Origin of the sequence: Citrobacter sp. C5_2 (assembly GCF_014596845.2) — a bacterium.
Lineage (GTDB): Bacteria > Pseudomonadota > Gammaproteobacteria > Enterobacterales > Enterobacteriaceae > Citrobacter > Citrobacter werkmanii.
The window spans coordinates 369,203-390,664 of sequence record NZ_CP115032.1 but is presented as its reverse complement, the minus strand read 5'-3'; the positions used below and the strand labels follow the sequence as shown (position 1 = coordinate 390,664).

16 protein-coding genes and 1 pseudogene are annotated in these 21,462 nt (G+C 54.1%); 12 read left to right on the top strand and 5 right to left on the bottom strand.

Annotation, left to right across the window (positions count from 1 at the left end; genetic code table 11):
- The 3 genes from hslR to pckA all read left to right on the top strand — a co-directional run bounded on the left by hslR (window position 1) and on the right by pckA (window position 3,506).
- A complete protein-coding gene (gene hslR, locus ICA20_RS01825; RefSeq protein WP_003837900.1) occupies window positions 1-402 on the top strand; it encodes a ribosome-associated heat shock protein Hsp15 in 402 nt (133 codons plus the stop codon).
- 24 nt (window positions 403-426) lie between these two features.
- The gene (gene hslO, locus ICA20_RS01820; protein ID WP_016157640.1) at window positions 427-1,305 is read left to right on the top strand and encodes an Hsp33 family molecular chaperone HslO; all 879 of its coding nucleotides are present in this window, start codon (window positions 427-429) and stop codon (window positions 1,303-1,305) included.
- Window positions 1,306-1,883: 578 nt separating this feature from the next.
- Window positions 1,884-3,506 (top strand): phosphoenolpyruvate carboxykinase (ATP), encoded by a 1,623-nt coding sequence (pckA, locus tag ICA20_RS01815; RefSeq protein WP_149282296.1) that lies wholly within the window; start codon window positions 1,884-1,886, stop codon window positions 3,504-3,506.
- 74 nt (window positions 3,507-3,580) lie between these two features.
- Here the strand turns inward: pckA and envZ are convergent, their stop codons facing one another.
- Window positions 3,581-4,933 (bottom strand): two-component system sensor histidine kinase EnvZ, encoded by a 1,353-nt coding sequence (gene envZ / locus ICA20_RS01810; protein ID WP_038634884.1) that lies wholly within the window; start codon window positions 4,931-4,933, stop codon window positions 3,581-3,583.
- Entirely contained in the window at window positions 4,930-5,649 is a 720-nt protein-coding gene (gene ompR / locus ICA20_RS01805; protein WP_001157751.1) for a two-component system response regulator OmpR, read from the bottom strand. The genes envZ and ompR overlap by 4 nt, the downstream gene beginning before the upstream one ends.
- Before the next feature lie 225 nt (window positions 5,650-5,874).
- Between ompR and greB the strand changes: the two genes are divergently transcribed.
- From greB to ICA20_RS01775, 6 genes and pseudogenes are all read left to right on the top strand, one after another.
- The gene (greB, locus tag ICA20_RS01800; protein ID WP_003023524.1) at window positions 5,875-6,348 is read left to right on the top strand and encodes a transcription elongation factor GreB; all 474 of its coding nucleotides are present in this window, start codon (window positions 5,875-5,877) and stop codon (window positions 6,346-6,348) included.
- 98 nt (window positions 6,349-6,446) lie between these two features.
- Window positions 6,447-8,780, top strand: a complete 2,334-nt coding sequence (locus ICA20_RS01795; RefSeq protein ID WP_038634889.1) for a Tex family protein — start codon at window positions 6,447-6,449, stop codon at window positions 8,778-8,780.
- A 375-nt stretch (window positions 8,781-9,155) separates the two neighbouring features.
- Entirely contained in the window at window positions 9,156-9,383 is a 228-nt protein-coding gene (gene feoA / locus ICA20_RS01790) for a ferrous iron transporter A (RefSeq protein ID WP_003023519.1), read from the top strand.
- A gap of 18 nt (window positions 9,384-9,401) precedes the next feature.
- Entirely contained in the window at window positions 9,402-11,720 is a 2,319-nt protein-coding gene (gene feoB / locus ICA20_RS01785) for a Fe(2+) transporter permease subunit FeoB (RefSeq protein WP_038634892.1), read from the top strand.
- A gap of 11 nt (window positions 11,721-11,731) precedes the next feature.
- Window positions 11,732-11,968, top strand: a complete 237-nt coding sequence (feoC, locus tag ICA20_RS01780) for a [Fe-S]-dependent transcriptional repressor FeoC (protein WP_038634895.1) — start codon at window positions 11,732-11,734, stop codon at window positions 11,966-11,968.
- Window positions 11,969-12,012: 44 nt separating this feature from the next.
- Window positions 12,013-12,671 (top strand): annotated as a pseudogene (locus tag ICA20_RS01775) (Rpn family recombination-promoting nuclease/putative transposase); the annotation flags it as partial.
- 43 nt (window positions 12,672-12,714) lie between these two features.
- On the opposite strand, the gene bioH reads toward ICA20_RS01775, so the two are convergent.
- Window positions 12,715-13,485, bottom strand: coding sequence for a pimeloyl-ACP methyl ester esterase BioH (gene bioH, locus ICA20_RS01770; RefSeq protein ID WP_038634898.1), 771 nt, complete (start codon window positions 13,483-13,485; stop codon window positions 12,715-12,717).
- Window positions 13,486-13,522: 37 nt separating this feature from the next.
- Between bioH and gntX the strand changes: the two genes are divergently transcribed.
- The 3 genes from gntX (at window position 13,523) to gntT (ending at window position 16,525) form a co-directional block, all read left to right on the top strand.
- Window positions 13,523-14,206, top strand: coding sequence for a DNA utilization protein GntX (gene gntX / locus ICA20_RS01765; protein WP_038634901.1), 684 nt, complete (start codon window positions 13,523-13,525; stop codon window positions 14,204-14,206).
- A 58-nt stretch (window positions 14,207-14,264) separates the two neighbouring features.
- The gene (gene nfuA, locus ICA20_RS01760; protein WP_003023509.1) at window positions 14,265-14,840 is read left to right on the top strand and encodes a Fe-S biogenesis protein NfuA; all 576 of its coding nucleotides are present in this window, start codon (window positions 14,265-14,267) and stop codon (window positions 14,838-14,840) included.
- Window positions 14,841-15,208: 368 nt separating this feature from the next.
- The gene (gene gntT / locus ICA20_RS01755) at window positions 15,209-16,525 is read left to right on the top strand and encodes a gluconate transporter (RefSeq protein ID WP_003023507.1); all 1,317 of its coding nucleotides are present in this window, start codon (window positions 15,209-15,211) and stop codon (window positions 16,523-16,525) included.
- Window positions 16,526-16,621: 96 nt separating this feature from the next.
- On the opposite strand, the gene malQ is transcribed toward gntT, so the two are convergent.
- A complete protein-coding gene (gene malQ, locus ICA20_RS01750; protein WP_038634904.1) occupies window positions 16,622-18,709 on the bottom strand; it encodes a 4-alpha-glucanotransferase in 2,088 nt (695 codons plus the stop codon).
- A gap of 9 nt (window positions 18,710-18,718) precedes the next feature.
- A complete protein-coding gene (gene malP, locus ICA20_RS01745; RefSeq protein WP_038634907.1) occupies window positions 18,719-21,112 on the bottom strand; it encodes a maltodextrin phosphorylase in 2,394 nt (797 codons plus the stop codon).
- Between the last annotated feature and the right edge of the window lie 350 nt (window positions 21,113-21,462).

The following is a 21,462-nucleotide window of genomic DNA, read 5'->3' as shown; positions in this document are numbered from 1 at the left end:
ATGAAAGAAAAGCCCTCTGCTGAAGTCAGGCTGGATAAATGGCTATGGGCTGCGCGCTTTTATAAAACGCGTGCGCTGGCCCGTGAAATGGTTGAAGGCGGTAAGGTGCATTACAACGGCCAACGTAGTAAGCCGAGCAAGATTGTCGAGCTGAACGCCACCCTCACCCTGCGCCAGGGAAATGACGAGCGGACGGTCATTATCAAGGCCATTACCGAGCAGCGTCGCCCGGCCACGGAAGCCGTTACGCTGTATGAAGAAACCGCGGAAAGCGTGGAAAAACGCGAAAAAATGGCGCTGGCGCGTAAACTTAACGCGTTAACCATGCCGCACCCGGACAGACGACCGGACAAGAAAGAACGCCGCGACCTGTTACGATTTAAACACGGCGACAGCGAGTGACTGTCACCTGCAAGAGAGATGATTATGCCGCAACATGACCAATTACATCGTTATCTGTTTGAAAACTTTGCCGTGCGCGGCGAGCTGGTGACCGTTTCGGAAACCCTGCAACAGATCCTCGAAAACCATACCTATCCGCAGCCGGTCAAAAACGTGCTGGCTGAACTGCTGGTCGCCACCAGCCTGCTTACCGCTACGCTGAAGTTTGCTGGTGATATCACCGTACAGTTGCAGGGCGATGGTCCGCTGAGCCTGGCCGTCATCAACGGCAACAACAATCAGCAGATGCGCGGCGTGGCCCGCATGCAGGGTGATATTCCTGAAGGCGCGGATCTGAAAACGCTGGTAGGCAACGGCTACCTGGTGATTACCATTACGCCGGAAGAAGGCGAGCGTTATCAGGGTGTGGTCGGTCTGGAAGGCGACACGCTGGCCGCCTGTCTGGAAGATTACTTCATGCGTTCTGAACAGCTGCCGACACGGCTGTTTATCCGAACTGGCGACGTCGATGGCAAACCCGCCGCTGGTGGGATGCTGCTGCAGGTGATGCCGGCGCAAAACGCGCAGGCAGATGATTTTGATCACCTGACCGCCCTGACCGAAACCATCAAAACTGAAGAGCTGTTGACGCTGCCAGCCAACGAAGTACTGTGGCGTTTGTACCACGAAGAAGAAGTTACCCTCTACGATCCGCAGGACGTTGAGTTCAAATGCACCTGTTCACGCGAACGCTGCGCAGGCGCACTGAAAACGCTGCCGGACGAAGAAGTGGACAGCATTCTGGCGGAAGAAGGCGAGATCGATATGCACTGCGATTACTGCGGTAGCCACTATCTGTTTAACGCAATGGATATTGCCGAGATCCGCAGCAACGCTTCCCCGGCAGACCCACAGGTCCATTAAGTTTATCAGCCCGGTAGTGTGCTCTGCCGGGCTAACTCCCGCTTACTCAGCGCAATAATGCCTCTTTAGCCGTTCGCCAAGAATCACGATAACACGCCACACTCTGGGCGCTGAATCCAGTGACTGATTCGCTACCGCCTGCCGCAGGCCAATAGATTCCATGTCCCAGCGAGTAGTTTGTGAACGTTCAACACTAACCATGTCGTCATTCAGCATCAACAGAAAGCCTCATATCGCATCAACTTCACAATTTTGAATATTGACTGACCTTTTTCGGGCCATGACGACGGGAAGTGAATCGATATTGTTTATGTATGAGTTACGTATTTTTCTTACATGAATGCGATTACACTCACAAGATTTCCGCCAAAAACACTCTCCATTAACGTTTTAAGAACATTTTCCACAACAAAAAAGGGTTTCCTGCCATAATATCTGCCTCTTTGTGACAGGAGTCGCAGCGCATTCGGTCACCTGTGATTTTGCCCGATGCGTAAATCTATGAGCCTTGTCGCGGTTAGCAATCCCAAAAAAACCTTACTATTCCAGGTAATACATATTGGCTAAGGAGCAGTGAAATGCGTGTGAACAACAGTTTAACCCCGCAAGATCTCAAGGCTTATGGTATCAATGACGTTCAGGATATCGTTTACAATCCAGACTACGACACGCTTTTCCAGGAAGAACTTGATCCTTCCCTTCAAGGTTATGAGCGTGGTGTGTTGACGAATCTGGGCGCCGTTGCAGTTGATACCGGTATCTTTACCGGACGTTCGCCAAAGGATAAGTACATTGTCCGTGACGACACGACGCGTGATACGCTGTGGTGGTCCGACAAAGGTAAGGGTAAGAACGACAACAAACCGCTTTCCCCGGAAACCTGGCAACATCTGAAAGGGTTAGTCACCCAGCAACTTTCCGGCAAGCGCCTGTTTATTATTGATGCTTTCTGTGGCGCAAACGCCGATACCCGTCTTTCCGTGCGCTTCATTACCGAAGTTGCCTGGCAGGCGCATTTTGTCAAAAACATGTTCATCCGCCCAAGCGACGAAGAACTGGTTGATTTTAAACCTGATTTTATCGTGATGAACGGCGCTAAATGCACCAACCCGCAATGGAAAGAGCAGGGTCTGAACTCAGAAAACTTTGTGGCATTCAACCTGACTGAACGTATTCAGTTGATTGGTGGTACCTGGTACGGCGGCGAGATGAAAAAAGGTATGTTCTCCGTCATGAACTACCTGCTGCCGCTGAAGGGCATCGCCTCCATGCACTGCTCGGCAAACGTCGGGGAAAAAGGTGATGTGGCGGTCTTCTTTGGCTTGTCCGGTACCGGTAAAACCACGCTGTCCACCGACCCTAAACGCCGCCTGATCGGCGATGATGAACACGGTTGGGATGATGATGGCGTGTTTAACTTCGAAGGCGGTTGCTACGCTAAGACCATCAAGCTGTGTAAAGATGCCGAGCCGGAAATCTACAACGCGATCCGTCGTGACGCGCTGCTGGAAAACGTCACCGTGCGCGAAGATGGTTCTATCGACTTCGACGACGGTTCCAAAACCGAAAACACCCGAGTTTCCTACCCGATTTATCACATCGAGAATATCGTTAAGCCGGTGTCAAAAGCGGGTCATGCCACCAAAGTGATCTTCCTGACCGCTGACGCGTTTGGCGTGCTGCCACCAGTGTCTCGCCTGACGGCAGATCAAACGCAGTACCACTTCCTGTCTGGCTTCACTGCCAAACTGGCCGGTACCGAACGTGGCGTCACTGAACCTACCCCAACCTTCTCTGCCTGCTTTGGCGCAGCATTCCTGACGCTGCACCCAACGCAGTACGCTGAGGTGCTGGTAAAACGTATGCAGGCGGCAGGTGCGCAGGCGTATCTGGTTAACACCGGCTGGAACGGTACCGGTAAGCGTATCTCCATCAAAGATACCCGCGCGATTATCGACGCCATTCTGAACGGTTCACTGGACGACGCAGAAACATTCCGTCTGCCGATGTTCGACCTGGCTATTCCAACCGAACTGCCGGGCGTGGATACTCGCATTCTCGATCCGCGTAACACCTACGCGTCACCGGAGCAGTGGCAGGAAAAAGCCAACGCACTGGCGAAACTGTTTATCGAGAATTTCGAGAAGTACACCGATACCCCAGCAGGTGAAGCACTGGTTAGCGCCGGGCCGAAGCTGTAATTGACGTTGCCGGATGGCGGTTTCGCCTTATCCGGCCTGCAACAACAAAAAGGGAGGCATTTCGCCTCCCTTTCTTATGCGTCTTTTGTGGTGCCCTGCGCACGAGTGAAGGGAACCGGAAGCCAGGCGCGAATCGACAACCCACCCCGCTCGCTGGTGCCAATTTCCAGCATACCGTTATGGTTATCGATAATACGCTGCACAATCGCCAGCCCCAGGCCCGTACCGCTGGTACTACGCGCGCTGTCGCCGCGGACAAACGGCTGGAACAGATGTTTACGCTGTTCCGGCTTGATACCCGGACCATCATCTTCCACCTGGAACCAGGCGCGATGCTGCTCCATACCGCTACTGACCTTAATCCAACCGTTACCATAGCGGGCGGCATTCACCACCATATTGGCAACCGCACGCTTGATCGACAGCGGATGCATCTTCACCTGAATGTTGCCCGGCAGCAGCGCAGTCTCAATTTCCCGCTCATAGCCGCTTTCCGCCGCGACCACTTCGCCTAACACCGAGTTCAGATCCGCCATCTCCATCGGCATCTCCTGACCGGTACGCAGGTAGTCGATAAACTGCTCGATAATAGCGTTACACTCTTCGATGTCCTTATTGATGGACTCTGCGAGATAACCGTCTTCCTCGCCCATCATTTCCGTCGCCAGACGGATACGCGTCAGTGGAGTACGTAGATCGTGACTCACCCCCGCCATCAGCAGCGTACGGTCATCGGCCAGTTGCTTCACGCCTGCCGCCATATGGTTAAAGGCACGGGTAACGGAACGCACCTCAGAAGCGCCATACTCACGCAACGGCGGCGGAATAATACCCTTCCCCACCTGCAACGCCGCATGTTCAAGATCCACCAGCGGTCGGTTCTGAATACGAATAAACAGCCATGCGCCGCCGATGGCCAGCAGCATGATCGCCAACGTATAGCGGAACAGCGGCGAAAAATCACCCTGATGGATTTCAGTCAGCGGCACACGTACCCAGATATTGGGCGACAGCCAGGTTTTCAGCCACACGACCGGCGAGCTTTTGTTGACCTCAACGCGGACTTCGGTCGGGCCACCCAACTGCTGCGCCATCTGATGGCTTAAGAATTCATAGTGTTGCGCCCAACGCAGTCCGGCCTCTTCAGCGGCCTCGTTGGAATAGAGGGAAATACCCAACTCACGATAAATTTCCCGGCGGAACGCGGGCGGCACCACCAGTTGCGTACCGTCCTCCAGTTGCAGTTTATCGGTCATCAGCATACGAACTTCGTAAGCCAGGACCTTATTAAACTGCTGGAGGCTCGGCAAAATCGCGAAGTTCAGCACGACCAGGTAAGTCGTCACCAGGCTGGCAAACAGCAAGGTGACGATGAGCAATAATGTGCGGGCAAACGAACTTCGTGGCGAGAAGCGCATTCGCCTCATGCTTTAGAACCGTCCGGAACAAAAACGTAGCCCAGGCCCCATACGGTCTGGATATAACGCGGATGCGCCGGATCTTCTTCCACCATACGGCGCAGACGAGAAATCTGTACGTCGATGGAACGTTCCATCGCCGAGTATTCACGACCACGAGCTAGGTTCATCAGTTTGTCGCGAGACAGCGGCTCACGCGGGTGGCTTACCAGCGCTTTCAGTACCGCAAATTCCCCGCTGGTGAGCGGCATCGGTTCATCTTCGCGGAACATTTCACGCGTACCGAGGTTCAGTTTGAACTTACCAAAGGCAATAACCGCTTCTTCCTGAGAAGGTGCGCCCGGCAGTTCGTTCGCCTGACGACGCAGTACGGCACGAATACGCGCCAGCAGTTCACGCGGGTTAAACGGTTTCGGAATGTAATCGTCAGCGCCGATTTCCAGCCCTACGATACGATCAACTTCTTCACCCTTCGCGGTCACCATAATGATCGGCATCGGGTTGCTTTGGCTGCGCAGGCGACGGCAAATAGACAGGCCGTCTTCACCCGGCAGCATTAAATCCAGCACCATCAGGTGGAAGGACTCACGGGTCAGCAGACGATCCATCTGCTCAGCGTTTGCGACGCTTCGAACCTGGAAGCCCTGCTCGGTCAGATAACGTTCCAGAAGCGCACGTAAGCGCATGTCGTCATCGACCACCAGAATCTTATAGTTCTCTTGCATTGTTATTACTCCCAAAGGTTCGCAACAATTAAGTGTATATTCTTAAGAAAGCTCACGTGAGTCACCAGCGAATTCTGGTATGAATTCCAGGCTAAATTGTTACAAAGCATATTAAACAGCAGCTTAAGTATACAATGTTTCTCGCAATACATTATTTATTCTGTTGATATGCTCACGTAATACTAATTGTGCGCATCATCACAGAGTCGAAGGTAAAACAATAAGATGAAAACGCCCCTGATAACCCGTGAAGGGTATGAAAAACTCAAACAAGAGCTGAATTATCTCTGGCGTGAAGAGCGCCCGGAAGTCACCAAAAAGGTCACCTGGGCCGCAAGTCTGGGCGACCGCAGCGAAAATGCCGACTACCAGTATAATAAAAAGCGCCTGCGCGAAATCGACCGCCGCGTTCGTTATTTGACCAAGTGCATGGAAAATCTGAAAATCGTCGATTACTCCCCGCAACAGGAAGGCAAAGTCTTCTTTGGCGCATGGGTCGAGATTGAAAATGACGATGGCGACATCCGCAAATTCCGCATTGTCGGCTACGATGAGATCTTCGGCCGTAAAGATTACATCTCTATCGATTCGCCAATGGCGCGGGCGCTGCTGAAAAAAGAGGTCGGCGATCTCGCGGTAGTAAACACCCCAGGCGGCGAAGCCAGTTGGTACGTAAACGAGATCGAATACGTGAAGTGAGACCGGAACAATCCGAAGCCCCCGTAGATGACTGGCATTTTTGCCAGTCAATCCGTATAACTATCCCCTGATTTTTTATCCTATAGACGAAGCTATCCATGATGAATGATTCTTTCTGCCGCATTATCGCAGGTGAAATTCAGGCTCGTGCTGAACAGGTAGAAGCTGCCGTTCGCCTGCTTGATGAAGGGAACACCGTGCCGTTTATCGCACGTTATCGTAAGGAAATCACCGGCGGTCTGGACGATACGCAATTGCGTAATCTGGAGACCCGTCTGGGATATCTGCGTGAACTGGAAGACCGCCGTCAGGCGATCCTGAAATCTATCGGCGAGCAAGGCAAACTGACCGACGATCTGGCGAATGCGATCAACGGTACGTTAAGTAAGACCGAACTCGAAGATCTCTATCTGCCGTACAAACCCAAGCGCCGCACCCGTGGGCAAATCGCCATTGAAGCCGGGCTGGAGCCGCTGGCTGACTTGCTGTGGAACGAACCCTCCCACGACCCGGAAACGGAAGCCGCCAAATACCTCAACGCCGAAAACGGCGTGGCGGACACCAGAGCCGCTCTCGACGGCGCGCGCTACATTCTGATGGAGCGTTTCGCAGAAGACGCCGCGCTGCTGGCAAAAGTTCGTGATTACCTGTGGAAAAACGCGCATTTGGTTTCTACCGTGGTCAGCGGTAAAGAAGAGGAAGGGGCGAAGTTCCGTGACTACTTCGACCACCACGAACCGATTTCTACCGTGCCATCCCACCGCGCGCTGGCCATGTTTCGTGGTCGTAACGAAGGCATGTTACAGCTTTCATTGAATGCCGATCCGCAATTCGATGAGCCGCCAAAAGAGAGCCACGGCGAGCAGATTATCCAGGAACATCTGGGACTGCGCCTGAATAACGCACCTGCCGACAGCTGGCGTAAAGGCGTGGTGAGCTGGACGTGGCGCATCAAAGTGCTGATGCACCTTGAAACCGAGCTGATGGGTACCGTGCGCGAACGTGCGGAAGATGAAGCGATTAACGTCTTTGCCCGCAACCTGCATGACCTGCTGATGGCCGCCCCAGCCGGACTGCGCGCCACAATGGGCCTCGATCCGGGTCTGCGTACCGGGGTAAAAGTGGCTGTGGTTGATGGTACCGGCAAACTGGTCGCTACCGATACCATTTACCCACATACCGGTCAGGCCGCCAAAGCCGCCGTCGCCGTTGCGGCGTTGTGTGAAAAATACAACGTTGAGCTGGTGGCGATTGGTAATGGTACGGCGTCGCGCGAAACCGAGCGTTTCTTCCTCGACGTACAGCAACAGTTCCCGCAAGTCACCGCGCAGAAAGTAATCGTCAGCGAAGCCGGCGCGTCAGTGTACTCCGCTTCTGAGCTGGCGGCGCTGGAGTTCCCGGACCTTGATGTTTCGCTGCGTGGGGCGGTGTCTATCGCCCGTCGTCTGCAGGATCCGCTGGCTGAGCTGGTGAAAATCGATCCGAAATCTATCGGCGTAGGCCAGTATCAGCACGACGTAAGCCAGACGCAGCTGGCGCGTAAGCTGGATGCGGTAGTGGAAGACTGCGTAAACGCCGTCGGCGTGGATCTGAACACCGCCTCCGTACCGCTGCTGACCCGCGTGGCGGGCCTGACGCGCATGATGGCGCAGAACATCGTGGCCTGGCGTGACGAGAACGGCCAGTTCCAGAACCGTCAGCAACTGCTCAAAGTCAGCCGTCTGGGCCCTAAAGCCTTTGAACAGTGCGCGGGCTTCTTGCGTATCAATCACGGCGATAATCCGCTGGATGCCTCCACCGTTCACCCGGAAGCCTATCCGATTGTGGAACGCATTCTGGCCGCCACCGAGCAATCGCTGCGCGATCTGATGGGCAACAGCAGCGAACTGCGCAATCTGAAAGCCGCCGATTTTACTGACGAGCGCTTCGGGGTACCGACCGTCACCGACATCATCAAAGAGCTGGAAAAACCGGGTCGCGACCCGCGCCCTGAATTCAAAACCGCACAGTTTGCTGATGGCGTAGAAACCATGAACGATCTGCAACCGGGGATGATTCTGGAAGGGGCCGTCACCAACGTCACCAACTTCGGCGCGTTTGTCGATATCGGCGTACACCAGGACGGTCTGGTGCATATCTCTTCACTGTCGAATAAGTTCGTCGAAGATCCCCACACCGTGGTGAAAGCGGGCGATATTGTGAAGGTGAAAGTGCTGGAAGTGGACCTGCAGCGTAAGCGTATCGCGCTGACTATGCGTCTGGATGAGCAGCCAGGTGAAACCAACGCGCGTCGCAGTGGTGGAAATAACGATCGTACTCAGGGCAATCGCCCGGCTCCAAAAGCCGCGAAACCTCGTGGCCGTGACGCTCAGCCTGCGGGCAACAGCGCCATGATGGATGCGCTGGCAGCGGCAATGGGTAAAAAGCGCTAAGTTTAAACCATGTGCCGGATAGCGGTGTAAATACCGTATCCGGCATATTTACTATATTATCTTCTCTCTTCCTCATTATATTTATCACTTCATTAACAGATGAAACCTTAATTAAACATTAAGGATTTCAATAATTGCTAGCGCGAATCATTCGTCCCCAACCAGAATAAATATTGAGGAATATCAAAATTGGCTCAAATTATTATCTAATTGTACATTCCGTCACACTTATTCTATTGATGATAGAAACCATTCTCATTATCATTGGTTTGTTGATTATTTACTCTTTCCTTACGTTGGCTAATCATCTGGTCTCATGCCGCCCTGTCGCCCCATGAGGTAATCACCCAGTTAGCGAGATATAAGTAGGTCCCTATGCAATTCACTCCTGACAGTGCGTGGAAAATTACCGGTTTTGCCCGTGAAATCAGCCCGGCTTATCGTCAGAAACTGTTGTCACTTGGCATGCTACCCGGCTCATCCTTCAACGTGGTTCGCGTCGCCCCGCTCGGCGATCCTATCCATATTGAAACGCGTCGCGTAAGTCTGGTATTGCGTAAAAAGGATTTGGCGTTATTAGAAGTGGAAGCGGTGTCCTGTTAATACAGTGAGTCTATAAAAATGAAAAAACTAACCATTGGTTTAATTGGTAATCCTAATTCCGGCAAGACAACCTTATTCAACCAGCTCACCGGCGCGCGTCAGCGTGTAGGCAACTGGGCTGGCGTTACCGTTGAGCGTAAAGAAGGTCATTTCGCCACGACGGACCATCAGGTCACGCTGGTCGACTTACCCGGCACCTATTCACTGACGACAATCTCGTCGCAGACCTCTCTTGATGAGCAAATCGCCTGCCACTACATTTTAAGCGGCGACGCGGATCTGTTGATCAACGTGGTCGATGCCTCAAACCTTGAGCGCAACCTCTACCTGACGTTGCAACTGCTTGAGCTGGGTATTCCCTGTATCGTCGCTCTGAACATGCTGGATATTGCTGAGAAACAGCAAATCCGTATCGATATCGACGCCCTCTCCGCCCGTCTTGGCTGCCCAGTGGTTCCGCTGGTCTCCACCCGCGCCCGCGGCATTGAAGCGTTGAAGCTGGCGATCGATCGCTACAAGGAAAACGACACCGTCGAACTGGTGCATTATGCCCAGCCGTTGTTGCAGGAAGCGGATTCCCTCGCCGATGCGATGGCCAAAGATATGCCGCTTAAACAACGCCGCTGGCTGGGCCTGCAGATGTTGGAAGGCGATATCTACAGCCGTGCCTACGCCGGTGAGGCCGCGCAAAACCTCGATGCCGCCATTGCGCGTCTGAGTGAAACAATGGACGATCCCGCGCTGCATATCGCCGATGCGCGTTACCAATGCATCGCCGCAATCTGCGATACCGTCAGTAATACCCTGACGGCAGAGCCGAGCCGTTTCACCACCGCGGTGGATAAAATCGTCCTTAACCGCTTTCTCGGGCTGCCGATTTTCCTGTTCGTGATGTACCTGATGTTCCTGCTCGCCATTAACATTGGCGGCGCACTGCAGCCGTTATTCGATGTGGGTTCCGTGGCGCTGTTTATTCATGGTATTCAATGGATTGGCTATACGCTGCACTTCCCGGACTGGCTCACTATCTTCCTGGCGCAAGGTCTTGGCGGCGGGATTAACACCGTGCTGCCGTTGGTGCCGCAAATCGGCATGATGTACCTGTTCCTCTCCTTCCTTGAAGACTCCGGTTACATGGCGCGCGCTGCGTTTGTAATGGACCGCCTGATGCAGGCGCTGGGACTGCCGGGTAAATCGTTTGTCCCGCTGATCGTCGGCTTTGGCTGCAACGTACCGTCGGTGATGGGCGCCCGTACGCTGGATGCACCACGTGAACGTCTGATGACCATCATGATGGCACCGTTTATGTCCTGCGGCGCACGTCTGGCGATTTTCGCCGTCTTTGCCGCAGCTTTCTTTGGTCAGAACGGTGCGCTGGCGGTCTTCTCGTTATACGTACTGGGTATCATCATGGCGGTGCTGACCGGTCTGATGCTCAAACACACCATCATGCGTGGCGAAGCAACACCGTTCGTCATGGAGCTGCCGGTGTACCATGTGCCGCACATCAAGAGCCTGATTATTCAGACCTGGCAACGTCTGAAAGGCTTCGTGCTGCGTGCCGGTAAAGTGATTATCATCGTCAGTATTTTCCTCAGCGCCTTTAACAGCTTCTCGCTAAGCGGGAAAATCGTCGATAACATCAACGACTCTGCTCTGGCTTCCGTCAGCCGCGTCATCACCCCGGTCTTCAAGCCGATTGGCGTCCACGAAGATAACTGGCAGGCAACCGTCGGTCTGTTCACCGGTGCGATGGCAAAAGAGGTGGTTGTCGGTACGCTGAACACGCTTTACACCGCAGAAAACATTCAGGAAGAAGAATTCAATCCGGCAGATTTCCACCTCGGTGACGAGCTGTTCAGTGCGGTGGATGAAACCTGGCAAAGCCTGAAAGACACCTTCAGCCTGAGCGTTCTGGCCAACCCTATTGAAGCCAGCAAAGGCGACGGCGAGATGGCTACAGGCGCAATGGGCGTGATGGGCGAGAAATTTGGCAGCGCCGCCGCCGCGTACAGTTACCTGATTTTCGTGCTGCTGTATGTCCCGTGCATTTCAGTGATGGGTGCTATCGCACGTGAATCCAGCCGTGGCTGGATGGGCTTCTCGATCCTGTGGGGCCTGAACATCGCCTATTCACTGTCGACGCTGTTTTATCAGACCGTCAGTTACAAAGCGCATCCGACTTACAGTCTGGTCTGCATCTTAGCCGTCATCCTGTTTAACATCGTGTTGCTGGGTCTGCTGCGCCGTGCCCGCAGCCGAGTGGATCTCTCACTGCTGTCAACCAACAGAACGGCTAGCTCCTGCTGTTCCAGTACCACTGGCGATTGCCACTAAGGTCGTCAACGATGGCATCGCTTATTCAGGTTCGTGATTTACTGGCGCTGCGGGGGCGCATGGAGGCAAAGCAAATTAGCCACACGCTGCATACCCCGCAGCCAATGATTGACGCCATGCTGAATCAGTTAGAAAAGATGGGCAAAGCGGTGCGGATTCAGGAAGATGCCGATGGGTGTCTGTCCGGAAGCTGCAAGAGTTGCCCGGAAGGTAAAGCCTGCCTGCGCGAGTGGTGGGCTTTGCGCTAGTTTGCCGCTCCTGCCGGATGGCGCTACGCTTATCCGGCCTACAAATGGCAGCAAACATCCAGGCCATATTTTGGCTGCGGGCCATAAGAAACTCCCGTTGGTGATCCCCATACTTTTTTATCATGGCACCGTCAGCCCATATCCATATTCACTCTGCTGGCTGGGCGAATTTGACGACCCGGAGGCAGCCAGACCACTTTATGCCACAGCATTTCCATTGGTCGATATCACCGTTGTGCCCGATGACGAGATCATGCAGCACCGCCGGATGGCGCTATTGGAGCTCATCCAAAAACATATTCGTAAACGCGATTTGATAGGGTTAGTTGAAAAACTCGTCATCCTGCTTGTTAAAGGACATGCTAATGACAACCAGTTGAAAGCCCTGTTTAATTACCTGATGCAGGCCGGGGACACCGCACGTTTTAGCGAATTTATTCACCAGGTCGCCGAACGTTTACCTCAACACAAGGAAAAGTTGATGACTATTACCGAAAGATTACGTCAGGAAGGGCACCTTAATGGTCTTCAGGAAGGTCACAGGAAAGGGTTACGACAGGGGTTACGACAGGGTTTGCAACAAGGCAAACGAGAGGAAGCTCTGCGCATTGCAACAACCATGTTGGCAGATGGCACAGACCCGCTGACCATCTGCAGAATCACCGGCCTGACCGCTGAGGATCTGGCTACGTGCAGCCATTAATCACCAGCCCGGCAGTATGATTCCACCGGGCAAAACAGCGGATTTATAGCCGCTGTTTTAACGCCACCAGCACTGAGCAGAACTCCGTCGGATGTGAGATAAACGGCGCATGCGCCGCTTTGGCAAACACCAACGACTCGCTTTGCGGCCACAGGGTATCCAGCATCGGGACGACTTTACGTGGAACCAAACCATCAAGATAACCGTACATCCGCAGAAAAGGTATATCCACAGAACATAACGGCTCACGCAGATCGACCGTTTTCAGAATCTCCAGCCCGCCGTTGAGCACATCGACGTCCGGCATGGGTAATGCCAGCACCGTTTTCTTCAGCGCTCGCGCATCCTGACGCGCGGTTTCCGTACCCATCGTTTGCAAGGCCAGAAAACGTTCCACCGTACGCTGGAAATCTTCGCTCAACTGTTGCTGGAAACCGGCCAGTACTTCCGGTTTAATGCCCGGCCATTCGTCGCGCGCGCTAAAACAAGGTGAGGATGCCACGGTAACCAGCGCCTGAACACGCTCAGGATGCGTTAACGCCACCTGACTGGCGACCAGCCCCCCGAGACTCCAGCCGAGCCAGATGGCTTTCTCCGGCGCCTGTTTTAATACCCGCCCGGCCATCTCTTCCAGCGACATTGCGCCGAACCCCTGGCTGCGACCAAATCCCGGCAAGTCGACAAGATGCAGCGTGAAATGCGAGCTCAGTTCCTCACTTATGCAATGCCATACTTCCGCGTTCAGTCCCCATCCGTGCAGCAGCACAAGATGGCAATTTCCCGAACCCTGGGTCTGCCACCAGATGTCATTCATCAGTTATTGTTCTCTTTTAGCCTGAAAGGATGCATCTATGCTAACAGTACCAGGATTGTGCTGGCTATGCCGAATGCCGTTGACGTTGGGGCACTGGGGGATCTGTTCGGTTTGCACGCGGGCAACGCGTCAGCCTCTCTGCCGGTGTCCTCAATGTGGACTACCCGCCGCACATCCTTCGCTTCCCTGCGGTCGTTGCCTGCAAAAACCCCCGCCGTGGCAGCGTCTGATCGCCGTCAGCGACTATATTCCTCCGCTGAGCGGACTTATCCACCAGTTTAAGTTTTCACGCCGCAGCGAAATGGCCAGTGCTCTTTCACGTTTACTGTTGCTGGAGGTATTACAGGCCCGGCGCGTCAGCGCTCTTCCTCTGCCGGACATGATCGTTAGCGTCCCGCTCTGGCAACGCCGACACTGGCGCAGAGGATTTAATCAGAGTGATTTACTGTGTCGCCCTTTGGCGCGCTGGCTTGGATGCGACTGGGACAGGCAGGCCATCACACGGGTTCGGGCCACCGCCACACAACACTATCTCAGCGCCAGATTACGCAAACGTAACCTGAAAAATGCCTTTCGCCTTGAATTGCCGGTGCAGGGACTCCATATGGTTATTGTGGATGATGTCGTCACTACCGGAAGTACCGTCGCGGAAATCGCGCAGCTGCTTTTACGCAACGGCGCGGCGACTGTCCAGGTATGGTGCCTGTGTCGAACCTTGTAGAGCCTCGATGATGGGCGTATTATAACCAAGTAAAATAGTCAACTATTAGGCCATTACTATGATCCATATTTCCGATGCTGCACAAGCGCACTTTGCCAAACTGCTGGCAAATCAGGAAGAAGGGACACAAATTCGCGTATTTGTGATTAATCCCGGCACGCCTAACGCTGAATGCGGCGTTTCTTATTGCCCGCCCGACGCCGTGGAAGCAACCGACACCGCCATTAAATTTGACCTGCTGACCGCATATGTTGATGAACTGAGCGCACCGTATCTGGAAGATGCAGAAATCGATTTCGTTACCGACCAGTTAGGCTCCCAGCTGACGCTGAAAGCGCCAAACGCCAAAATGCGTAAAGTTGCCGATGATGCGCCGCTGATGGAACGCGTAGAGTACATGCTGCAATCGCAGATCAACCCACAGCTGGCAGGCCATGGCGGCCGCGTCTCTCTGATGGAGATCACCGATGAAGGCTACGCCATTCTGCAATTTGGCGGCGGCTGTAACGGCTGTTCAATGGTAGATGTAACGCTGAAAGAAGGTATCGAGAAACAGCTGCTGGCTGAATTCCCTGAACTGAAAGGCGTTCGCGATTTAACCGAACACCAGCGCGGTGAGCACTCTTACTACTAACGACCAGACCTACAAGGCCCGATCAGGCGCATCCGCGTCGCCATCGGGCATTGATGCCGGATGGCAGCATAAACGCTTTATCCGGCCTGCATCCTTACATTTCTCTGCATGTCCCCTGCAACAACACCGCTATAATTTGACCCGCCTCTCATAATTTAAATTTTGCCTGCTCAGGTGATTTTCAAGCGCCGCATGTTACCCGTATCATTCATATCAGCACCTAACACACCCATAACAACCAGCTAAACTAATTAGTTTTGACGGTAATCAGCATTGGTGCTGTGAATACTCGGTTCCCGGTCGGGACAATCGGAATTTGTCATCTAAACACTGACGTTACCCATAACAAAGTAAAGGCCAGGTAAATCATGCCATTAGTCATCGTTGCTATCGGTGTAATCTTGTTACTTCTCCTGATGATCCGTTTCAAAATGAACGGCTTCATCGCTCTCGTCCTGGTGGCGCTTGCTGTCGGATTGATGCAAGGGATGCCGCTGGATAAAGTCATCGGTTCTATTAAGGCCGGCGTCGGCGGAACCCTTGGCAGCCTCGCCCTGATTATGGGTTTTGGCGCCATGTTGGGCAAAATGCTGGCGGACTGCGGCGGCGCACAGCGCATCGCCACCACGCTGATTGCTAAATTCGGCAAAAAACATATTCAGTGGGCGGTAGTATTAACCGGTTTCACCGTCGGTTTTGCCCTGTTCTACGAAGTCGGCTTCGTACTGATGCTGCCGCTGGTGTTCACGATTGCCGCGGCGGCAAACATCCCGCTGCTGTACGTTGGTGTCCCGATGGCTGCTGCGCTGTCCGTCACGCACGGTTTCCTGCCGCCTCACCCGGGTCCGACTGCTATCGCCACCATTTTCCACGCAGATATGGGTAAAACCCTGCTGTTTGGTACGATTCTGGCCATCCCGACCGTTATTCTCGCCGGTCCGGTGTACGCGCGCTTCCTGAAAGGCATCGATAAGCCAATCCCGGAAGGTTTGTACAGCGCAAAAACCTTCACCGAAGAAGAGATGCCAGGCTTTGGCGTCAGCGTCTGGACCTCTTTGGTTCCGGTTATCCTGATGGCAATGCGCGCCGTCGCGGAGATGATTCTGCCTAAAGGTCATGCTTTCCTGACAGTTGCAGAATTCCTTGGCGACCCGGTCATGGCTACGCTTATCGCGGTGCTGATTGCGATGTTCACGTTTGGTCTGAACCGTGGACGTTCGATGGATCAGATTAACGACACGCTGGTGTCCTCAATCAAAATCATCGCGATGATGTTGTTGATCATCGGTGGTGGCGGTGCCTTCAAACAGGTTCTGGTTGATAGCGGCGTGGACAAATACATCGCTTCAATGATGCACGGTTCGAACGTTTCTCCGCTGCTGATGGCATGGTCTATCGCTGCGGTACTGCGTATCGCGCTGGGTTCCGCAACCGTTGCAGCTATCACCGCAGGTGGGATAGTGGCGCCGCTGATTGCGACGACCGGCGTAAGCCCTGAGCTGATGGTTATTGCAGTCGGTTCCGGCTCCGTCATTTTCTCCCACGTGAACGATCCTGGCTTCTGGCTGTTCAAGGAGTATTTCAACCTGACTATCGGTGAGACCATCAAGTCATGGTCAATGCTGGAGACCATTATCTCCGTCTGCGGTCTGGTAGGTTGTCTGCTGCTGGGCATGGTGGTCTGATAAAACGGTGCCGGGTGGCGCTTCGCTTACCCGGCCTACCGCAGTCATTGTAGGCCGGATAAGACGCATTCTGCGTCGCCATCCGGCAAACTAACACTATTTCTTCTTCGCAGCGGCTTTTCGGCGCTTATCCAAATCCTTAATCAGCTTGTTCACCCCGTCATCGGCAAACATCTGCTCCAACGTAGCGGTGAGCTTACGCCGCCAGTTTTTGTACTGGTCGCTGGTCCCCGGGATGTTGACCGGATCCGCCATTCCTAACCAGTCCTCCGGTTGCAGCCCCAGCAGCGCACTGTTGCTGTCAGCGATGTAGCGTTGCATGCCACGATTAAGCATCGGCGTCATCGACATCAGCGAGGCCTTGTGGCCCGCGCGTTTTGGCAGACAGCCATATTTGTGCAGCGCGTCCAGCAGCCCTTGTTTCGCCAACTCCCGGTCCTGATATAACCCTCGTAGCACAACCTCATCCGGGTACAGACCCAGCGCTCTACCCAGCGTCAGATCGCCGCTATCCCAATAACCTTTAAGCGTAGGAAGGTCATGCGTCGCCGCGACTGCCATTGATTGTTCCGGGTACGCTTTCGGCGCACGGAAGTTTTTCTCATGGTCATTCTCAAAATAAAGCACTTTGTAGGAGTACACGCCGCTATCGCGCAGCTTGCTGACGATCTCTACCGGCACAGTACCCAGATCTTCACCAATCACCATGCAGTGATGACGTTTACTTTCCAGCGCCAGAATTGAAAGCAGGTCGTCGACCGGATAATGCACGTAGGCGCCGTGATCGGCCGTTTCACCGTAAGGGATCCACCACAGACGCAGCATCGACATAACATGATCGATACGCAATGCGCCGCAGTTCTGCATATTGGCGCGCAGCAGCTCGATAAAAGGTTCGTAAGCGCGGGCTGTGATGATGTGCGGATCCATCGGCGGCAGCCCCCAGTTCTGACCCAGCGGACCGAGAATATCCGGCGGCGCGCCAACCGAGGCTTTCAGGCAGTACAGCTCACGGTCGCACCAGGTTTCCGCCCCCCCTTCTGCCACGCCGACCGCCAGGTCGCGATACAGCCCGACAGGCATCGCAAAACACTGACTCGTTTCCCAGCAGTCAGCGAACTGGGTATACGCCAGCCACTGAAGCCACAGGTAGAAGTCCACGTCATCACGATGCGCTTCGCAGAACTGTTTAACCTCTGGCGAGTCCACCGACTGGAAAGCCTCTGGCCACACCGGCCAGCCCCAGCGCAATGCGTCTTCTTTCACCTGATGCGCATGCAGGGCGTCAAAGGCCGCCTGCCAGTACAGGCTATCGCCTTCCTGAGCCACAAACTGGCGAAATGCCGCCATCTGCTCATCATCACGCGCAGAGAAGCTTTTCCACGCCATACGTAGAGCCGTCATCTTCAGTGCGGTAACGGTAGAGTAATCCACCCATACGGCATCTCGCGCCTTTTGCAGGGCTTGCTGAGTCGTGGGTTTCTGCCACCAGGCCTGTGCCTCTTTACTGTGGTGGAAATCGTCTACTGCGTTGACATCAATATAAATAATATTCAGCCAGCGACGTGACGACGGGCTGTATGGACTTGCACTTTCCGGGTTCGCCGGATACAGCGCATGAATAGGATTCAGGCCGATAAACGCGCCGCCGCGTTGTGCCACATCCACCAACATGGCGCGGAGATCGCCAAAGTCGCCAATCCCCCAGTTTTTTTCTGAACGTAGGGTGTAAAGCTGAACGCATGCCCCCCACAGCTTCTGCCCGGCCAACAACGCCTGCGGTTCGTAACAGCGCTTCGGCGCCACGATGATACGGCAATGCGTACGCAACTCCCCCTGGGTCAGGGTAAGCGTGTGATATCCCTCCGGCAGTTTCGCCGGCAGGTTGAAAGATTTACCGCCAACGGCATGCCCTTTGTACTGCACACCCTCTTCGGTGGTTAGCAGCCAGGTAAACTCTCCACTTCCCTCAACCGCCAACGGCATTTTTTTGCCCGCGGTATAAACCATGACGTTCGGCACCGGGGTCACCGCCACCTTCGTGGCGGCGGTGGTGCGATGCATGGCGTCAAGCAAACGCCGCTTGGTTTCGGCGCCAATAGACTGCGGTTTACCGTGGGCATTAATGTAATGTGGGCTGATCCCCGCCGCCAGCGCGGCATTATCCAGACGTTTGCTTTCCATCGCGCTTCCTTAACGTTTCGCCTGCCAGATACGAGCTTGATAATCGCGAATGGAGCGATCCGAACTGAACATGCCGCAACGTGCGGTATTCAGAATCGCCGCCCGGGTCCAGGCGTCCTGGTCACGGTACAACACGTCAACCTGCTTCTGGGCTGCAACGTAGGCCGCGAAGTCCGCCATGACCAGATACGGATCACCGCCCTGCTTACCAATACTGTGCAGCATCTGGTCAAAGGCATGTTTATCGCCGTCGCTGAATTTTCCGCTTTCCAACTCCTTCAGAACAGCATCCAGCACCTTATCTTTCTTACGCCATTTCACCGGGTCATAGCCTTTCGCTTTCAGGGCTTTCACCTCTTCCACGGTATGACCAAAGATAAAGATATTTTCGTCGCCCACCTTCTCGGCGATTTCGACGTTGGCGCCATCCAGCGTACCGACGGTTAACGCGCCGTTCAGCGCCAGTTTCATGTTACCGGTGCCGGAAGCCTCTTTGCCCGCGGTTGAGATCTGCTCAGAGATATCCGCCGCCGGAATCAGCATTTCCGCCGCCGAGACACAATAATCCGGCAGGAAGACGACTTTCAGCTTGTCGCCGATTTTCGGGTCGTTATTGATGGTTTCCGCCACCTTGTTGATAGCGAAGATAATATTTTTCGCCAGGTAGTAACCCGGAGCGGCTTTCGCGCCAAACAGGAAGACGCGCGGTACGCGATCCGCCTGCGGGTTTTCACGAATTTCTTTGTACAGCGCCAGAATATGCAGCAAGTTCAGATGCTGACGCTTGTACTCATGCAGACGTTTGATCTGAATATCAAAGATTGCCTGCGGATTGATTTCAATACCTGTCCGTACCTTCACAAACTCTGCCAGGCGCTTTTTATTCGCCAGCTTAATGTCACGATAAGTCTGACGGAACTTCGCGTCGTCGGCGTATTTTTCCAGGCTAATCAACTGGTCGAGGTCGTTGGCCCACTCTTTTTTCAGCGATTTATCCAGCAGCGCGGCAAGCGCCGGGTTGCACTGTTTGATCCAGCGACGCGGGGTAATCCCGTTGGTGACGTTATGGAATTTGTTAGGCCAGAGCTGGTGATATTCCGGGAACAGATCTTTCACCACCAGATCGGAGTGCAGCGCCGCCACGCCGTTAACTGCAAAACCGCTGACCACGCACATATTGGCCATACGTACCTGTTTATTATGCACCACCGCCAGTTTCGCCCACACTTCAGCATTACCCGGCCAGGTTTTATCGACCAGTTTCTTAAAGCGGTCGTTAATCTCTTTGATGATTTGCATATGGCGCGGCAGTAGCGCTTTCACCAACTTCTCATCCCAGCACTCCAGCGCCTCCGGCATCAGGGTATGGTTGGTGTACGCAAAGGTTTTGCTGGTAATGGCCCACGCATCGTCCCAGCTCATCTGGTGCTCATCAATCAGCACACGCAGCAGCTCAGGGATCGCGATGGTCGGGTGAGTATCGTTCAACTGAATCACTTCAAAATCGGCCAGCTCATGCAGTTTACGCCCGGCCAGATGATGGCGGCGCAGAATGTCGGCTACGGAGCAGGCGCACTGGAAGTACTGCTGCATCAGGCGCAGCTTTTTACCCGCGGTGTGGTTGTCGTTCGGGTACAGCACTTTGGTCAGTTTTTCGGCGTCGATGCCCTGCTGCTCTGCGCGCAGGAAATCGCCGTCATTAAATTTAGTCAGGTTAAACGGATGCGCGTGGCTGGCCTGCCACAGACGCAGCGGTTGCGCCACGCCGTTACGGTAGCCGAGAACCGGCAGATCCCAGGCCTGACCGGTGATGACAAATCCCGGCTCCCAGTGTCCCTCTTTGGTGACTTTACCGCCAATGCCTACCTGCACATCTAACGCCTCGTTGTGACGGAACCACGGATAGCTACCGCGATGCCAGTCATCCGGGGCTTCCATCTGCTGACCGTCGGCAAAAGACTGGCGGAACAGGCCGTACTGGTAGTTGAGACCATAGCCCATCGCCGACTGGCCGACCGTCGCCATCGAATCCAGGAAGCAGGCCGCCAGACGCCCCAATCCACCGTTACCTAACGCCGGATCGATCTCTTCTTCCAGCAGATCGGTCAGGTTGACGTCGTGCGCTTTCAGTTCATCGCTCACCGCCTGATACCAGCCCAGATTGAGTAAATTGTTGCCGGTCAGACGACCAATCAAAAATTCCATCGAGATGTAGTTAACATGGCGCTGATTTTTTGCCGGCTTCACCGCAGGCTGGGCGCTGAGTAACTCAGCCAACGCCCCACTCACTGCCTGCCACCACTGGCGCGACGTCATTTCGTGAGCCGACAGTAAACCGAAACGCTGCCACTGACGCGTCAGGGCTGCCTGAAATTGATCTTTGTTGAAGGTTGGCTGTGACATAGGGATTCCAGGTCCTTAGGTAATAAAACAACGTTATCGCTAGTTTGCCAGGCTCGTTGTTGACCTTCCTCATCCTGGCACGGATTAGGGAGGGAGGAGGAGCGGGGATGAGCATAAAAGTGTGATCGCCGCCACTTAAAGCAGAGAGGCATTGCCGGTCAATACGTAGTTTTCCCCCGCATCCCCCTGAAATGCATCACGGTTTTCGCATTAACCTAAAGAGATTAGCCAGACAATATCAAACAGTAAGATGATATTTAGAAAAAATATGTAAACAGAGAAATAGTTTCTCACCTGAAATACGCATTCTGCTTGAGTTATTTCACATGAAAGTTTTAAGTCGAGCACAA

Bases quoted from the DNA above. Each gene is read 5' to 3' on its own strand.
- hslO (WP_016157640.1), top strand. From the start codon at position 427: ATGCCGCAACATGACCAATTACATCGTTATCTGTTTGAAAACTTTGCC.
- malP (WP_038634907.1), bottom strand. From the start codon at position 21,112: ATGTCACAGCCAACCTTCAACAAAGATCAATTTCAGGCAGCCCTGACG.
- gntX (WP_038634901.1), top strand. From the start codon at position 13,523: ATGCTAACAGTACCAGGATTGTGCTGGCTATGCCGAATGCCGTTGACG.
- gntT (WP_003023507.1), top strand. From the start codon at position 15,209: ATGCCATTAGTCATCGTTGCTATCGGTGTAATCTTGTTACTTCTCCTG.
- feoC (WP_038634895.1), top strand. From the start codon at position 11,732: ATGGCATCGCTTATTCAGGTTCGTGATTTACTGGCGCTGCGGGGGCGC.
- envZ (WP_038634884.1), bottom strand. From the start codon at position 4,933: ATGAGGCGAATGCGCTTCTCGCCACGAAGTTCGTTTGCCCGCACATTA.
- ompR (WP_001157751.1), bottom strand. From the start codon at position 5,649: ATGCAAGAGAACTATAAGATTCTGGTGGTCGATGACGACATGCGCTTA.
- malQ (WP_038634904.1), bottom strand. From the start codon at position 18,709: ATGGAAAGCAAACGTCTGGATAATGCCGCGCTGGCGGCGGGGATCAGC.
- greB (WP_003023524.1), top strand. From the start codon at position 5,875: ATGAAAACGCCCCTGATAACCCGTGAAGGGTATGAAAAACTCAAACAA.
- feoA (WP_003023519.1), top strand. From the start codon at position 9,156: ATGCAATTCACTCCTGACAGTGCGTGGAAAATTACCGGTTTTGCCCGT.
- bioH (WP_038634898.1), bottom strand. From the start codon at position 13,485: ATGAATGACATCTGGTGGCAGACCCAGGGTTCGGGAAATTGCCATCTT.
- hslR (WP_003837900.1), top strand. From the start codon at position 1: ATGAAAGAAAAGCCCTCTGCTGAAGTCAGGCTGGATAAATGGCTATGG.
- ICA20_RS01795 (WP_038634889.1), top strand. From the start codon at position 6,447: ATGATGAATGATTCTTTCTGCCGCATTATCGCAGGTGAAATTCAGGCT.
- pckA (WP_149282296.1), top strand. From the start codon at position 1,884: ATGCGTGTGAACAACAGTTTAACCCCGCAAGATCTCAAGGCTTATGGT.
- feoB (WP_038634892.1), top strand. From the start codon at position 9,402: ATGAAAAAACTAACCATTGGTTTAATTGGTAATCCTAATTCCGGCAAG.
- nfuA (WP_003023509.1), top strand. From the start codon at position 14,265: ATGATCCATATTTCCGATGCTGCACAAGCGCACTTTGCCAAACTGCTG.